Genomic DNA, 13,200 nt, shown 5'->3' with positions numbered 1-13,200 from the left:
ATCCTACTGCCGTTGAGCCCACTAATTCAGGGTGTGAAAAGTACTTGGTTCCGCTCTTGATAGCGGCGGTAGCCTAGGTAAGGCAACCGTTCATGCAAAGCAGTCATCTAGATGCACAAGACTCTCTACCTTGTGCTCTTGATGCGAAACTTCTCCTTGCTTTTCCTTGGCCTAGCCACTGCCACCACAGCGGCCGCTCAGCAGCCCATTGCTACCAACAACGAATACCGCACCGCCGCCCGCAAAATCAACGACTTGGTGCATACCAAGTTGGATGTGCGCTTCGACTATGCCAAACGCTACCTCTACGGCAAGGAATGGGTAACGCTCAAGCCCCACGGCTACGCCACCGATTCGCTACGGCTCGATGCCAAGGGCATGGACATTAAGGCGGTGACGCTTCTGCAAGGCAACACGCCGCAGCCGCTGAAATACAACTACAATCAGCAGCAACTAGCCATCAAGTTGGGGCGGGTAGTGCCGGTAGGGGAGGCCTATACCATCTATATAGAGTACACCGCTAAGCCCGACGAACTGAAGGTAAAGGGCAGTGCGGCCATTGGCGCGGCCAAGGGGTTGTACTTCATCAACCCGACAGCACCGAGAAAGGCAAGCCCGTCCAGATTTGGACCCAAGGCGAATCTGAATCTAACTCGGCCTGGTTTCCGACCATCGATAAGCCCAATCAGAAATCGACCTCGGAAGTCAGCATGACAGTGCCCGCCAAATACGTGACGCTCAGCAACGGCAAGCTGGTGGGGCAGGTGCCAGCCGGGGCGGGGCTGCGGACCGATACCTGGAAAATGGAGGAGCCACACGCGCCTTACCTGTTCATGATGGCCGTCGGCGACTTCCGCATCACCAAGGATACGTGGCGCGGCAAGGAAGTGAGCTATTACCTGGAACCGCAGTACGCAGCACAGGCCAAGCAAATCTTCGGCAAAACGCCCCGGATGATGGAGTATTTCTCGCAGCTGCTCGGGGTGGATTATCCGTGGAACAAGTACGCCCAAGTAGTAGTGCGCGAGTACGTGGCCGGCGCCATGGAAAACACCTCGGCTTCTTTGTTCGGGGACCAGGCGCAGGGCACCGCCCGCGAACTGCTGGATTGGGAGTACGCCGGGGTGGAGCGCGAAGTGGCCCACGAACTGTTTCACCACTGGTTTGGCGACTACGTGACAGCCGAAAGCTGGAGCAACCTGACCATGAACGAGTCGTTTGCCAACTTCAGCGAAGTGCTCTGGGCCGAGCACGAGTACGGTTCCGACGCGGCCGAGGCCCAAGGCGACCTAAGCTTGCGCGCCTACTTCCGTGACCCTAGCAACTACACCAAGCCCCTGGCGCGCTACCAGTATGCCGACAAGGAGGATATGTTTGATGCCATATCCTACCAGAAAGGCGGCAACATCCTGAACATGCTGCGTCACCATCTAGGCCAGGAAGTGTTTTTTCGAGGTCTGCAACGGTATTTAAAGCAAAACGCCTTCGGTACGGGCGAACCGCACCAGCTGCGGCTGGCACTAGAAGAAGTATCGGGCCGGGATTTGAATTGGTTTTTCGACCAGTGGTACTACCGCGCCGGCCACCCTATTGTCACCATCGATTATCAGTGGGATGCTGTCCGCAAGCAACAGGCCGTAATTGTGCGCCAAACGCAGGCCGGTACGCCGTTTGTGCTACCGCTCAGCGTGGACATTTACACCGGTGGCCGTGCGCAACGCTACCCGGCTACGCTTCGCCACGCCGTGGACACGCTTTACTTTCCCGCCGCTACCAAGCCGGACTTAGTGAACGTGGACGCCGAGAAAGTCCTGGTCTGGCAGAAGAAAGACAACAAGCCGCTGGCCGACTATGCCTACCAATACCGCCACGCCCCGCGCTACCTCGACCGGCGCGAAGTCCTAAGCGCTGCCAAAGCCCAACTTCCCGACCCGGCAGCGCAGAAACTCTTGGTAGCTGGCCTTACCGACAAATCTCCTGCTCTGCGCGGCATGGCCATTGAGCTGCTCGACCTCAAGAATGCCGCTTTGCGCAAAGCCGCTACTCCCATTCTAGCCAAGCTCGCCGCCACCGACTCGTCCGTGAAAACGCAGGCTGTGGCTCTCACGGCGCTAGGTACTTTGCAAGATAAACGCTACCTCAAGCTGTTCACGAAGGCGCTGGAAAGCAAATCGTACCAAGTGCAGGGCGCCGCGTTGCGCGGGTTATTGGCGCTCGATGCCAAACAGGCCTTGACTCGCGCTACGGCTTTCGAGGCCGACAACAACGGGGCCTTAACCGTAGCAATAGTCCAGGTGTACGGCAAAGCGGGTGGCCCAGCGCAATGGCCCCTGGTACTATCTAAATTCGATGTGGGTAGTCCGCAAAGCCGTTTCGATATGCTGCCCGGCCTGGGCGAGTTGGTGGGTCGCCTCGACGACCCAACTGCACTTTCCCAAGGCATTTCGCGCATCAAAGACATGGCCGTGCGCTACAAGCAATATGGTATTCATGTTCCTTTGATAGAATTGCTGCGCCAAATCCAGCAGCGCCATTCCTCCCGGCCGACGGCCGCTCAGGCCACTGAACTAGTGAAACAGGCCGTAATAGAAATCGAGGCCGCCACATAATTAAGTAAGAGTTTATTTCAAGCCTGTGAGGAGCAGCGTATTGATTTTATAAGGCTAATGCCAACGCTAAAGCGCAATTAACTTGTTGCAGACGAGTTGCTTTTGCGCCTCATTCGACTCTCTAAACCCAAGCTCGACCGAACGCCTAACGCTGACTATCGTACCTTCGGGCTCAGGGTTACTTCTTATGACGCAGGAACAGGTACGTCTGGCGGACGATAATACGCAGAATACATTTTGGAAAAAGTTTGGACCTTACCTCACCGAACGACAGTGGGGAACGGTACGCGAAGACTATAGCGCCGAGGGCAATGCCTGGGGTTTCATCAGCCACGACATGGCCCGCAGCTACGCCTATCGGTGGGGCGAAGAAGGCATAGCCGGCATCTCCGACGACCAGCAGCTACTTTGCTTTTCGGTGGGCGTTTGGAACGGACGGGACCACATCATCAAGGAGCGGCTGTTCGGCCTGAACAACTACCAGGGCAACCACGGCGAGGACGTGAAGGAGCACTACTACTACTTGGATAGTACGCCCACGCACTCCTACATGAAGATGCTCTACAAGTATCCACAACGGGAGTTTCCGTACGAGGAGTTGCTAGTAGAAAATGCCCGCCGGACCCGCGAGGAACCCGAGTTCGAGTTGCTGGATACCGGTGTGTTCGACGATGGACGCTACTTCGACGTGTTTGTGGAATACGCCAAAGCTGGCCCCGACGATATTCTGATTCAGATTACGGTGCACAACCGCGGCCTCGAAACGGCGCGCCTGCAGGTGTTACCGCAACTATGGTTTCGCAACACCTGGAGCTGGGGCTACGACGACTACCAGCCGCAAATGCGCCAAACGCAGCCCGGCACCGTGCAGATAGAGCACGAGGGCTTGGGCAATAACTACCAACTCTACTGTGAGCAGGACCCGAGCTGCTTTTCTGCGAAAACACCACCAACGGCGCCAAGCTCTACGGCTTGCCTGCCGAAGGCAGGCATTTCAAAGACGGCATCAACGACTACGTGGTGGAGGGCAAAGCCGAGGCTCTCAATGCCGACCAGCAGGGCACCAAAGTGGCCGCTCAGTACAAGCTACGCGTGGCGCCGGGAAGTACGCGGGTAGTACGGCTGCGGCTCAGCGCTTCTGCGCACAGCGCCCCGTTTGCTGATTTCAATGAAATCTTCATAACCCGCCGTCAAGAAGCCGACGAGTTCTACCACTGCATTCAAGAGAACGTACAGGACCCCGACGCCCGCAATGTGCAGCGTCAGGCGTTTGCGGGCATGCTCTGGAGCAAGCAGTATTACTACTACGACGTCACCCAATGGCTCGAAGGTGACCCGGCCATGCTCATGCCCCCGCCCGAACGGCGCAAAGGCCGCAACCGGCACTGGCAGCACCTGCACAACGCCGACATCATCTCGATGCCCGACAAGTGGGAGTACCCCTGGTACGCTGCCTGGGATTTGGCTTTCCACTGCATTCCGCTGGCCACGGTGGATACCGAGTTTGCCAAAACGCAGCTGCGCTTACTAACGCGCGACTCTTACATGCACCCGAGCGGCCAGCTACCGGCCTACGAGTGGAACCTGAGTGACGTAAACCCGCCGGTGCATGCTTGGGCCACCTGGCGCGTTTTCCAGATGGACAAAAAATACAGAGGCGACAAGGGCGACACCTACTTCCTGGAGTCGGTATTTCATAAGTTGGCGTTGAACTTTACCTGGTGGGTAAACCGCAAAGACCAAAGCAACCGCAACATTTTCGAAGGCGGTTTCCTGGGGCTTGATAACATTGGGGTGTTTGATAGAAGCGCACCGCTGCCCACCGGCGGCCACATCGAGCAGTCGGATGGTACGAGCTGGATGGCTATGTTTGCCTTGAACATGATGCGCATGGCGCTGGAACTGGCCAAAACCAACCCGGTGTACCAAGAAATAGCCGGCAAGTTCTTCGAGCACTTTCTCTATATCGCCGATGCCATGACCCGCGGCGGCGACGGAGTTTTCAACCTCTGGGACGAGGAAGACGAGTTCTACTACGACGTATTGCACACCCCGACGAAGAGCGCACCAAGCTCAAAGTCCGCTCGATTGTGGGATTGATTCCGCTGTTTGCGGTGGAAGTGATAGATCAGGAGTTGTTGGATTCCATGCCCGAATTTACGGCTCGAGCCACTTGGTTGCTCGTCAACCGCCCGCACTTGGCTAAACTGGTAGCCCGGTGGGAAGAGCCAGGCCGCAATACCCGCCACTTGGTCGGGCTGCTGCGCCGTCAGCGTCTTACGAAGTTGCTAACCCGCATGCTCGACGAGGCCGAGTTCTTGTCGGAATACGGCATCCGGGCGATGTCGCGCTACCACTTAGAGCATCCGTACGTGTTCAGCACCGAAGAAGCCGATTTCTCGGTTTCGTACGTGCCCGGCGAAGCTGAATCCAGCATGTTTGGGGGTAATAGCAACTGGCGCGGACCCATCTGGTTCCCCATCAACTACCTCATCATCGAGTCGTTGCAGCGGTTTCACTCCTATTACGGCGATGCGCTGCAAGTGGAGTACCCAACCGGTTCGGGCAATATGCTCAACCTCAATGACGTAGCCATAGCCCTGGCCGAGCGCCTCTCCAAGCTACTGCTCAAAGGCCCCGACGGTCGTCGCCCGGCCTTCGGCGACTCCGACCTGCTCCAAACCGACCCGCACTTCAAGGACTACTTGCTGTTCCACGAGTACTTCCACGGCGAAGACGGCCACGGCCTTGGTGCCAATCACCAGACCGGTTGGACGGGTCTGATTGTGAGGTTATTGCAAAAACGAGCCACTTCTACTGTTCCCGATACAAAACAAAAGGTTGACTCATCGGCTTCTGAGGCTCTACTCGCAACCCCCTTACAATCTCAATGAGCTACCCCAACGCCGTTGTTCTGCAAGCCTCTGACAACACCGAGTTCAACGCCTACACCGCTTTCCCGACTGCTGCGGGCCCGCACCCGGGCATTATCTTGTTACAGGAAGCCTTTGGTGTGAACGGCCACATTCGCAACGTAGCCGACCGCCTAGCCGCGGCCGGCTACGCAGTAATTGCCCCCGAACTGTTTCACCGCTCTGCCGCGCCGGGTCTGGAAATTTCTTACAACGACTTTCCTAGCGCCGCGCCGCATTTTCAAGCCATTACACCCGAGGGGCTGACGGCTGATTTGCAAGCCGCTTACGATTGGCTACAAGCCCAAGACAACGTAACCGACAAAGTCGGGAGCGTCGGGTTTTGCTTGGGCGGGCGGGTGTCGTTTCTGGCGAATGCTGTGCTGCCACTGTCGGCTGCGGTTTCGTACTACGGGGGCGGCACGCAGCATCTGAAAAACCGCACTGCTGATTTGCATGCGCCGCACCTCTTCTTTTGGGGCGGCCTCGATCAGCACATCAGCAAAGCGCACATCACGGAAGTTGTGGACGCCTTGGACGCTGCCGGCAAGCCTTACATCAATACCGTCATTTCCTACGCCGACCACGGTTTCCACTGCGACGAGCGCCCCAGCTACAACCCCGATGCCGCCGCCGAAGCCTGGGCCATGACGCTGGCCTTCTTCCAAGAAAAGCTGCGGTAGGCTCGCTCAGTAGCTGCCTCGTCAAGCACTTGGTATCAAAGCCATCCAATACTGTACAGCCATTTGAAGCTGTATGGGTATCGGGTGGCTTTTTTATCTATTGGGAGGCTATGTAGACCGTCATGCTGAGTGCAGCCGAAGCATCCCGCGTGCTGATGTGAGATTAGTACTCCTGCGTCAGCAAGCGAGATGCTTCGGCTGCACTCAGCATGATCGATATACTTTGGCAACGATTCGAGCGAGATGCTTCGGCTACGCTCAGCATGACAGTGTCTCTATAACCTCACCTCACTTGTGCAATGTCAGCACGCTAGATGCTTCAACTTTGATGGTCTGGTTGTGGTGACAACAGTGGTACGCGAGATGCTCCGGCTCTGCGCAGATGACAGGTAAATGGGTGAAAAGATCGGCAGTAAATTCATTGCGCGTCAAGGCTTTATTTCCTGCTTTTGCATAGGAGCAAGAATCTTGCGGTCAACGTAGAACGTGCCGAAAGGAATGATGCAGGCGAGCAACACTTTCCAGGTAGTGGTAGAAAAGCGCCAATGATACTCAACGCCCACACGCAGCGTATTCAGCACAAAAAGCAAGAACAGCAGGCCATGGACTGGCCCAGGGCTCGAACCAAGCTTGGGTTGGCAGAAAGGTATTTGAGCGGCACGGCCACTCCAATCAACAGGAGTAAGGAAATGCCTTCCAGCAGTCCTAGCAGACGGAGGCGGCCAATTGCGGATTTCAACATCAGAAACGAATTAATGGGGTAGGCGGAAGTACGGACGGCTGGCGAAAGGCGAGAAGGGCCAAGGTATAGCCAGCAGGATAAGCAGCAGCGCCGCCGTAAACCACAGCGCCATGGTGCGAAACTGCACTTCGCTAGTGGACTGACGCTTTGCTAGGGCCGAACCTATGGTGAGCACAATAATTGCCACCGTCATGGCGGCCACGTGTTGCACGCCAAAAAACAGCGTGCCAGGCTCGTGCACCGCATCCCGAAGATGAAAGTCGCGCAACAGCGGGCTGACGAAATACAGAGCGTAGCCGAGCATGAGCTGCACGTGGGCAATTGTGGCAACCGTATGCCGCGTGGTATTGTCGTGAGGGGTGAAGGGCTTGCGGCCGAACCAACCCTGATAGGCCCGGCTCATGCCGTACAAGAGGCCGCCTAACACCGCCCATCTGCCCAACGAGTGCAGAAACAGCAGAATAGAATACATACCCGTCAGAAAACAAGGCGGCCAGAACTGCCGATACCAAGAATACCAGCGTATTCAACCAGACCAAAAAATGAGTAGCAGGTTAGCGCACGGGAAGGCGGCAACGGGGGAAGCTGTACAACAGGCATTGAACTTTGCATGGGTGATGCTGCAAAGGTCGAGAGTAGCCTAAACCCGGGTAGTACAGATAAAGCCAGAATCAGGACTTTTCAATCATTCTGCGAAACACCAGCGGCGACACCCCGGCGTGTTTCTTGAACAGCCTACTGAAATAGGAAGGGTCAGTGACGCCAACTTCGCTGGCAATTTCGGCCACCGACAACGTGCTTTGGAAAAGTAGCGCCTTGGCTTCCAATACAATGGTTTCCTCTAGCCACTTCGTTGGCGACTTGCCCGTGATGCTGCGCACCGATTTGGTTAAATGGTTGGGGCTGATGTGGAGCAAATTGGCGTAGTCACTGATCGAATAATTCGACTTCAGCGAGGTAGCAACCAGTTGCTTGAAGCGGTTGGTGATAGTTAGCGCCGTGGATTGCGGTGGGGCAGGAGCGGCGGCGTAGGCCCGGTTCAACTCGTGGAGCAAAGCCAGTAAATAAGCCCGCAGAATATCTGGATACTGCAGCTCGTTAATATTGAATTCTGTGAGTAGACGCTGCAACAGGTTCTCGACGAACCCGGCCGTTTGGGAGTCGAGCGCGATATACGGACTCCCCAAAACTGCAGAAACTCAAACGGATTTGGGGCATCGGTGGGGGCAGTTTTGCCCAGGAGCATGTCGTCGTGGAAATGGAGCAGAAAGCCCGTGTTCTGGTCGCCGGGCTCAAAGGAATATACCTGCCCGGCCCGCACCACCAGCACCTGCTGCGGGTGAATGGTATACGTTTCGTTGCCGATGCTCATGCGCGCCGTGCCCGAAGTAAGGTAGAGGCAGCTATGCGCCGTGGCCCGCGAAGGCGGAATACCTTGCGTGAAGTGCACGTACATCTGCTCCACCGCCACCACGAAAAACCACTCCGACCCCACCCGCCGCAGATTGTCGAAAGCAGACGCATCGGGCATAAAGCGCGTCAGTAGGCTGCTGGTGTTGTAGGTGTTGATTGGACGGTGGGAAGGCAATGTGCTCATAACGCTGAAACAGCCGAATAAAACTACATAATGCTCCCCAAACGGGGCACTAACAAGGACGAGCTGCGCCACTGAATGCTTTATCTGCTGCCCATACTTCTACTAGTGGGTAACTAAGTTGCTGGATCTGACAGCAGCACGGTCGTAATGAAAGCCGGATTGTGAAAACGGCTGATGCCGTCCGCTATATTGCGCCCTAACGCCCGCGGAATGTTAGTAGCCACTGATTGGAGTGAGTTGGAAGTAGCGCAAGTGCAAGGCCGGTCGCGGCTGATTACCTGCCGCAACTTGCAACCGCTCAAAATTCTGAATCCGGCCGCCCCGGCTAGCTCCTGCCACGCGGTACTTTCCAGCTACGGCGGTGGCATGGTCGCCGGCGACACAATTCGGCTGCGCATCAAGGGTGGCCCTAACACGCAGCTTTTTCTTAGCTCACAGTCGAACACCAAAATCTTCAAGTCCATTGATGGGCAAGTAGCCGAGCAGCACATTGCCGGCGAACTGGCCGCGGGGGCCCTAGCCGTGGTGTTCCCGGATCCCGTAGTGCCGCAAGCCGGCAGCCGCTACCGTCAGCTTCAGCACTGGCACCTAGACCCCAATGCTCTCCTGTTGGTGGCCGACTGGCTGCACTCGGGCCGCATGGACATCGGCGAGAAATTCGAGTTTCACTCATTTTTCTCGGAGCTGAAAGTGCGCCGTCAAGGCCGCCTTGTGCTCCTCGACCGGTTTGCTTTCCATCCGCAAGAGCAGGTGGCTACGGCCCCCGCCAACTTCGGCGCCTATCAAACTGTGCTTTCCCTCTACCTCGTCGGCAGCCCCTACGACCCGCGGTTTGTTCGCCTCGCGCAGCAATTCCAGCAACTCAAGCTGTCCATCCCCGACACCCCGCAATTCGACCTGAGCGGGCACGATTGCCTTGTTTCGGTGACGCAGGCCAAGGAAGACGTGTACGTGCTCCGGGCCGCGGCCCACAGCCGGCAGGCTTTGCAGCCGCTGTGCGCGCAGGTGCTGCAAACGTTGGCCGGAGAAGATTTTTTCGGCTACAACCCGCTGGCGCGCAAATACTGAACTCCGTCAACCAGACGGGAGAAGTGCTAGCGGGGACGCCGGTCCTCGTTCACCGACGCGAAGGCACGGGCTTTGGCAGCGTGGATGTGCTCAATGATTTCGTCGAGGCCGAAACCGTCGAGGGCGCGAGCAAAGAGGAAGGGCCCTTCGCCGCGCATCCGGCGAGAGTCGCGCTCCATTACGCCCAAGTCGGCGCGAATAAGGTCTTTGAGGTCGATTTTGTTGATGACCAGCAAGTCGGACTGCGTGATGCCGGGGCCGCCTTTGCGCGGAATTTTGTCGCCGCCCGATACGTCGATAACGTAGATGGAATAATCGACTAGCTCGCGGCTGAAGTGGGCGGCCAGGTTGTCGCCGCCGCTTTCCACAAACAGCAGATCTAGGGTGGGGAAGCGCACCATCAGGTCTTCCAGCGCGTCCATGTTCACCGAAATATCTTCCCGAATAGCCGCGTGCGGGCAGCCTCCCGTTTCCACTCCTACGATGCGGTCGGCACTCAGGGCGCTATTCCGAATTAGAAATTCGGCGTCTTCGCGGGTGAAAATGTCGTTGGTCACTACACCTAGTTGGTACTCGCTGCGCAGCCGCTCGCACAGGGCTTTAAGCAATGCCGTTTTGCCGGTGCCTACCGGCCCTCCAATGCCCACGGTGAATGCGCGCTTGCGGAAATTGCGGTAGGAGGGAAGCCGCCGCGTTTGCCGCTCGTTGAAGTCGCCCGGCGACTCCATTGACTCGTGGGTGTGGCCGTGTAGCAGCAGGGCGAGTTTATCAGCAAAAGCCATATGACAGGTGAAGTTGTGAAGTTGCGAATAAAGGGAAGTGTTGCGTCTCTACAGCGTTTGGAAAGTCGAAGTGCTAGTTCTGAAACAGTTTAGAGTAAATATCCTCGTGTAAGGTTTGCGTGGTATCGAGTAAGAAGGCCGAGCGAGTTGCTTCTTGGTAAGATTGCCGAGCAAAGCGGGCAAGCAAATGCTCGAACACGGTGTAAAAATCATGTTGCAGCCGGTGACCTTCCAATGGGCCAAGGAAGCCCAAGCGGATGGCGGCACTAAGCTGGTCGCGCAATGCCATGTGCAGATACACTGCTTGCAAATCGGGTAGCGGAAAGTCAGCTTGTTTCAGCGCCAGCGTAAAACTGAGGGTAAAGTGTAGCGGTAGTTGCCGGGCAACAAACCAAGCACGTAGCTCTGGCAAACCGGCATCAGGGTAAAACGTGGTTAGCAGTTTCAGCCACGTTTTGCCCTGCGTCACGCTGGCCCGGTGCAGCGTGAGCACCAGCAATTGCGCATCGTACTCTTCGGCCAATTGGTGCAGTTCCTCACCTAACGCCGGTACGGTAAAGCAGGAGTACATAAATGGAAGCTCCAGGCTCGCCACCTGCTGCAAATACGCATACAAATGCTGGCGAAAATCAGTTGGCGTCTTAATCAACCCAAACGTGAAACTGCTCTCCAACCCATACGAGTAAGCAAACGAACCCGTCGGCAGAGCAGAGTCCACAAGGTGCAACAGCCGGACGAATTGAGACATGCAGTTTGATCGATGAGGGAAAGCTGACAACTAGAACTAAAGAGGAAAAGCTAGTTCCCCTCCTCGGATGAGGAGGGGCTAAGGGTGGTTGATTTTCACTTGTTTATCAAGGCGGTCATGCTGAGCGCAGTCGAAGCATCTCGCTAGTGTAGTAAACTCATTTAGTACCACAACGTCAGCACGCAAGATGCTTCGGCAAGCTCAGCATGACAGATATGCTTTGGCGACGTCAGCAATGACTAGTCAATCACCCCTGGCCCAAGCCGCTTGATGCGCGGAATTTATCTGAGGGGAACCAACTCTAGTTTAGCTCTAAAACAGGTTGTATAGCTGCGCTAAGGGCAACTTGGTGGCTGGCTCGCAGGTGAGATGCACGCCGTCCACGGTTACGCGATAGGTTTCGGGGTCGACTTCAATGTTGGGCAGATAGTTGTTGAGCGCCATATCTTTTTTGGTCACGCTGCGGCAGTTGCGCACGGCTACTACTTGCTTGCTGAGGCCGTACTTGGCCTGCACATGCGCCACAGAGGTCTGCGAAACAAACACCATCGATGTCGGCCCAATGGCTGAACCCAAAGAGCCAAACATCGGGCGCGAAAAAGCGGGCTGTGGCGTTGGGATAGAGGCGTTGGCGTCACCCATTTGGGACTGCACAATCACGCCGCCCTTGATAATCATCTCGGGGCGGGCACCGAAAAACTGTGGTTTCCACAGCACCAAGTCGGCCAGTTTGCCTAGCTCTACGGAGCCTACCTCATCGGCGAAACCGTGGGCGCGGGCAGGGTTAATGGTGTACTTGGCCACGTAGCGCTTCACCCGGAAATTGTGGTGACCGCGCCCGGCATCCTCAGGCAGGGAGCCACGCTGTTGGGCCATTTTGTGGGCCGTTTGCCAGGTGCGAGTCAGCACTTCGCCCACTCGGCCCATGGCCTGCGAGTCGGAAGAAATGATGCTGAGCGCACCCATATCGTGCAAAATATCTTCGGCGGCAATGGTTTCGCCCCGGATGCGACTTTCGGCAAAGGCCACGTCTTCGGGAATGTTCCGGTCGAGGTGGTGGCAGACCATCAGCATATCCAGGTGCTCGTCGATGGTGTTGACCGTGAACGGCCGGGTGGGGTTGGTGGACGAGGGAATAACGTTGGGCTCGCCGCATATCTTGATGATGTCGGGAGCGTGGCCGCCGCCCGCGCCTTCGGTGTGGTAGGCGTGGATGGTGCGGCCCTTGAAGGCGGCGGTGCTGGTTTCCACGAAGCCACTTTCGTTGAGCGTATCGGTGTGGATGCACACTTGCACGTCGTACAACTCGGCAATGGTGAGGCACTGGTCGATGGCGGCGGGAGTGGTGCCCCAATCTTCGTGCAGCTTAAAGCCCAGGGCACCGGCTTCCACCTGTTCAATTAGGCCCTCGGGGCGGGAAGTGTTGCCTTTGCCTAGGAAGCCGAAGTTTAGCGGGTACGCCTCGGTGGCACGCATCATCATTTCCAGGTAGAAAGCTCCCGGCGTGCAGGTGGTAGCGGTAGTGCCAGCCGCCGGTCCCGTGCCGCCGCCCACCATCGTCGTGATGCCCGAAGCCAGCGCCTCTGGTATTTGCTGCGGGCTGATGAAGTGAATGTGACAGTCAATGGCCCCTGCCGTTAGAATCTGCCCCTCGCCAGCAATAACCTCGGTGGTTACGCCCACCACCATGCCGGGTGTCACGCCGGGCATAATGTGCGGGTTACCAGCCTTCCCAATACCCACAATCCGCCCGTTTTTGATACCAATATCCGCCTTGTAGATGCCCGTATAGTCCACGACCAGCGCGTTGCTAATTAGCAAGTCCAGCGCATCGGCTTGCGCGATGCCAGCCGCTTGGCCCATGCCGTCGCGCAGCACCTTGCCGCCTCCAAACTTGCATTCCTCGCCGTACACTGTGTAATCGTGCTCGACTTCAATCAGCAAATCCGTGTCGCCAAGGCGCACTTTGTCGCCGGTGGTGGGGCCGTACATATCGGCGTACGCGCGGCGGTTGATGGGGAGTGACATAGGCTGTTGATAATTAGCGCCGCAACTGTAC

15 protein-coding genes are annotated in these 13,200 nt (G+C 56.9%); 7 read left to right on the top strand and 8 right to left on the bottom strand.

What is annotated here, in order from left to right; genetic code table 11:
* Positions 1-138 precede the first annotated feature (138 nt).
* From MUN86_RS13775 to MUN86_RS13760, 6 genes are all read left to right on the top strand, one after another.
* The gene (locus MUN86_RS13775; protein WP_245118558.1) at positions 139-714 is read left to right on the top strand and encodes a hypothetical protein; all 576 of its coding nucleotides are present in this window, start codon (positions 139-141) and stop codon (positions 712-714) included.
* A complete protein-coding gene (locus MUN86_RS13770; RefSeq protein WP_245125736.1) occupies positions 624-2,609 on the top strand; it encodes a M1 family aminopeptidase in 1,986 nt (661 codons plus the stop codon). Before MUN86_RS13775 ends, MUN86_RS13770 begins: the two co-directional genes overlap by 91 nt.
* A gap of 187 nt (positions 2,610-2,796) precedes the next feature.
* Positions 2,797-3,726, top strand: a complete 930-nt coding sequence (locus MUN86_RS32400) for a hypothetical protein (RefSeq protein ID WP_375379439.1) — start codon at positions 2,797-2,799, stop codon at positions 3,724-3,726.
* Positions 3,727-3,887: 161 nt separating this feature from the next.
* A complete protein-coding gene (locus MUN86_RS31800; RefSeq protein WP_375379504.1) occupies positions 3,888-4,709 on the top strand; it encodes an MGH1-like glycoside hydrolase domain-containing protein in 822 nt (273 codons plus the stop codon).
* Complete coding sequence (locus tag MUN86_RS31795) at positions 4,700-5,503, top strand: MGH1-like glycoside hydrolase domain-containing protein (protein ID WP_311181703.1); 804 nt, start codon at positions 4,700-4,702, stop codon at positions 5,501-5,503. Before MUN86_RS31800 ends, MUN86_RS31795 begins: the two co-directional genes overlap by 10 nt.
* Complete coding sequence (locus tag MUN86_RS13760) at positions 5,500-6,204, top strand: dienelactone hydrolase family protein (protein WP_245118556.1); 705 nt, start codon at positions 5,500-5,502, stop codon at positions 6,202-6,204. The genes MUN86_RS31795 and MUN86_RS13760 overlap by 4 nt, the downstream gene beginning before the upstream one ends.
* Before the next feature lie 428 nt (positions 6,205-6,632).
* Here MUN86_RS13760 and MUN86_RS13755 read toward each other — a convergent pair whose 3' ends face one another.
* The 5 genes from MUN86_RS13755 to MUN86_RS13735 all read right to left on the bottom strand — a co-directional run bounded on the left by MUN86_RS13755 (position 6,633) and on the right by MUN86_RS13735 (position 8,543).
* Positions 6,633-6,785, bottom strand: coding sequence for a DUF3817 domain-containing protein (locus tag MUN86_RS13755; protein ID WP_245118554.1), 153 nt, complete (start codon positions 6,783-6,785; stop codon positions 6,633-6,635).
* Positions 6,779-6,946, bottom strand: a complete 168-nt coding sequence (locus tag MUN86_RS13750) for a DUF3817 domain-containing protein (RefSeq protein ID WP_245118552.1) — start codon at positions 6,944-6,946, stop codon at positions 6,779-6,781. Before MUN86_RS13750 ends, MUN86_RS13755 begins: the two co-directional genes overlap by 7 nt.
* Positions 6,947-6,956: 10 nt before the next feature.
* The gene (locus MUN86_RS13745; protein ID WP_245118551.1) at positions 6,957-7,418 is read right to left on the bottom strand and encodes a hypothetical protein; all 462 of its coding nucleotides are present in this window, start codon (positions 7,416-7,418) and stop codon (positions 6,957-6,959) included.
* Positions 7,419-7,617: 199 nt separating this feature from the next.
* The gene (locus MUN86_RS13740) at positions 7,618-8,001 is read right to left on the bottom strand and encodes a helix-turn-helix domain-containing protein (RefSeq protein ID WP_245118549.1); all 384 of its coding nucleotides are present in this window, start codon (positions 7,999-8,001) and stop codon (positions 7,618-7,620) included.
* The gene (locus tag MUN86_RS13735; protein WP_245118547.1) at positions 7,986-8,543 is read right to left on the bottom strand and encodes an AraC family ligand binding domain-containing protein; all 558 of its coding nucleotides are present in this window, start codon (positions 8,541-8,543) and stop codon (positions 7,986-7,988) included. The genes MUN86_RS13740 and MUN86_RS13735 overlap by 16 nt, the downstream gene beginning before the upstream one ends.
* A gap of 210 nt (positions 8,544-8,753) precedes the next feature.
* Between MUN86_RS13735 and MUN86_RS13730 the strand changes: the two genes are divergently transcribed.
* Complete coding sequence (locus MUN86_RS13730) at positions 8,754-9,611, top strand: urease accessory protein UreD (protein WP_245118546.1); 858 nt, start codon at positions 8,754-8,756, stop codon at positions 9,609-9,611.
* 26 nt (positions 9,612-9,637) lie between these two features.
* On the opposite strand, the gene ureG is transcribed toward MUN86_RS13730, so the two are convergent.
* The 3 genes from ureG to ureC form a co-directional block, all read right to left on the bottom strand.
* Positions 9,638-10,393 carry an urease accessory protein UreG gene (ureG, locus tag MUN86_RS13725; RefSeq protein WP_245118544.1) on the bottom strand — a complete coding sequence of 252 codons (756 nt, stop codon included), beginning with the start codon at positions 10,391-10,393 and terminating at the stop codon, positions 9,638-9,640.
* A 73-nt stretch (positions 10,394-10,466) separates the two neighbouring features.
* Positions 10,467-11,141 carry an urease accessory protein UreF gene (locus MUN86_RS13720; RefSeq protein ID WP_245118542.1) on the bottom strand — a complete coding sequence of 225 codons (675 nt, stop codon included), beginning with the start codon at positions 11,139-11,141 and terminating at the stop codon, positions 10,467-10,469.
* A gap of 312 nt (positions 11,142-11,453) precedes the next feature.
* The gene (ureC, locus tag MUN86_RS13715) at positions 11,454-13,169 is read right to left on the bottom strand and encodes an urease subunit alpha (RefSeq protein WP_245118540.1); all 1,716 of its coding nucleotides are present in this window, start codon (positions 13,167-13,169) and stop codon (positions 11,454-11,456) included.
* Positions 13,170-13,200: the final 31 nt, after the last annotated feature.

This window comes from Hymenobacter volaticus (assembly GCF_022921055.1).
Classification (GTDB): domain Bacteria; phylum Bacteroidota; class Bacteroidia; order Cytophagales; family Hymenobacteraceae; genus Hymenobacter; species Hymenobacter volaticus.
This window is presented reverse-complemented; position numbering and strand designations above follow the sequence as displayed.

Bases quoted from the DNA above. Each gene is read 5' to 3' on its own strand.
- MUN86_RS32400 (WP_375379439.1), top strand. From the start codon at position 2,797: ATGACGCAGGAACAGGTACGTCTGGCGGACGATAATACGCAGAATACA.
- MUN86_RS31800 (WP_375379504.1), top strand. From the start codon at position 3,888: ATGCTCTGGAGCAAGCAGTATTACTACTACGACGTCACCCAATGGCTC.
- MUN86_RS13760 (WP_245118556.1), top strand. From the start codon at position 5,500: ATGAGCTACCCCAACGCCGTTGTTCTGCAAGCCTCTGACAACACCGAG.
- MUN86_RS13750 (WP_245118552.1), bottom strand. From the start codon at position 6,946: ATGTTGAAATCCGCAATTGGCCGCCTCCGTCTGCTAGGACTGCTGGAA.
- MUN86_RS13745 (WP_245118551.1), bottom strand. From the start codon at position 7,418: ATGTATTCTATTCTGCTGTTTCTGCACTCGTTGGGCAGATGGGCGGTG.
- MUN86_RS13735 (WP_245118547.1), bottom strand. From the start codon at position 8,543: ATGAGCACATTGCCTTCCCACCGTCCAATCAACACCTACAACACCAGC.
- MUN86_RS13730 (WP_245118546.1), top strand. From the start codon at position 8,754: ATGTTAGTAGCCACTGATTGGAGTGAGTTGGAAGTAGCGCAAGTGCAA.
- ureG (WP_245118544.1), bottom strand. From the start codon at position 10,393: ATGGCTTTTGCTGATAAACTCGCCCTGCTGCTACACGGCCACACCCAC.
- MUN86_RS13720 (WP_245118542.1), bottom strand. From the start codon at position 11,141: ATGTCTCAATTCGTCCGGCTGTTGCACCTTGTGGACTCTGCTCTGCCG.
- ureC (WP_245118540.1), bottom strand. From the start codon at position 13,169: ATGTCACTCCCCATCAACCGCCGCGCGTACGCCGATATGTACGGCCCC.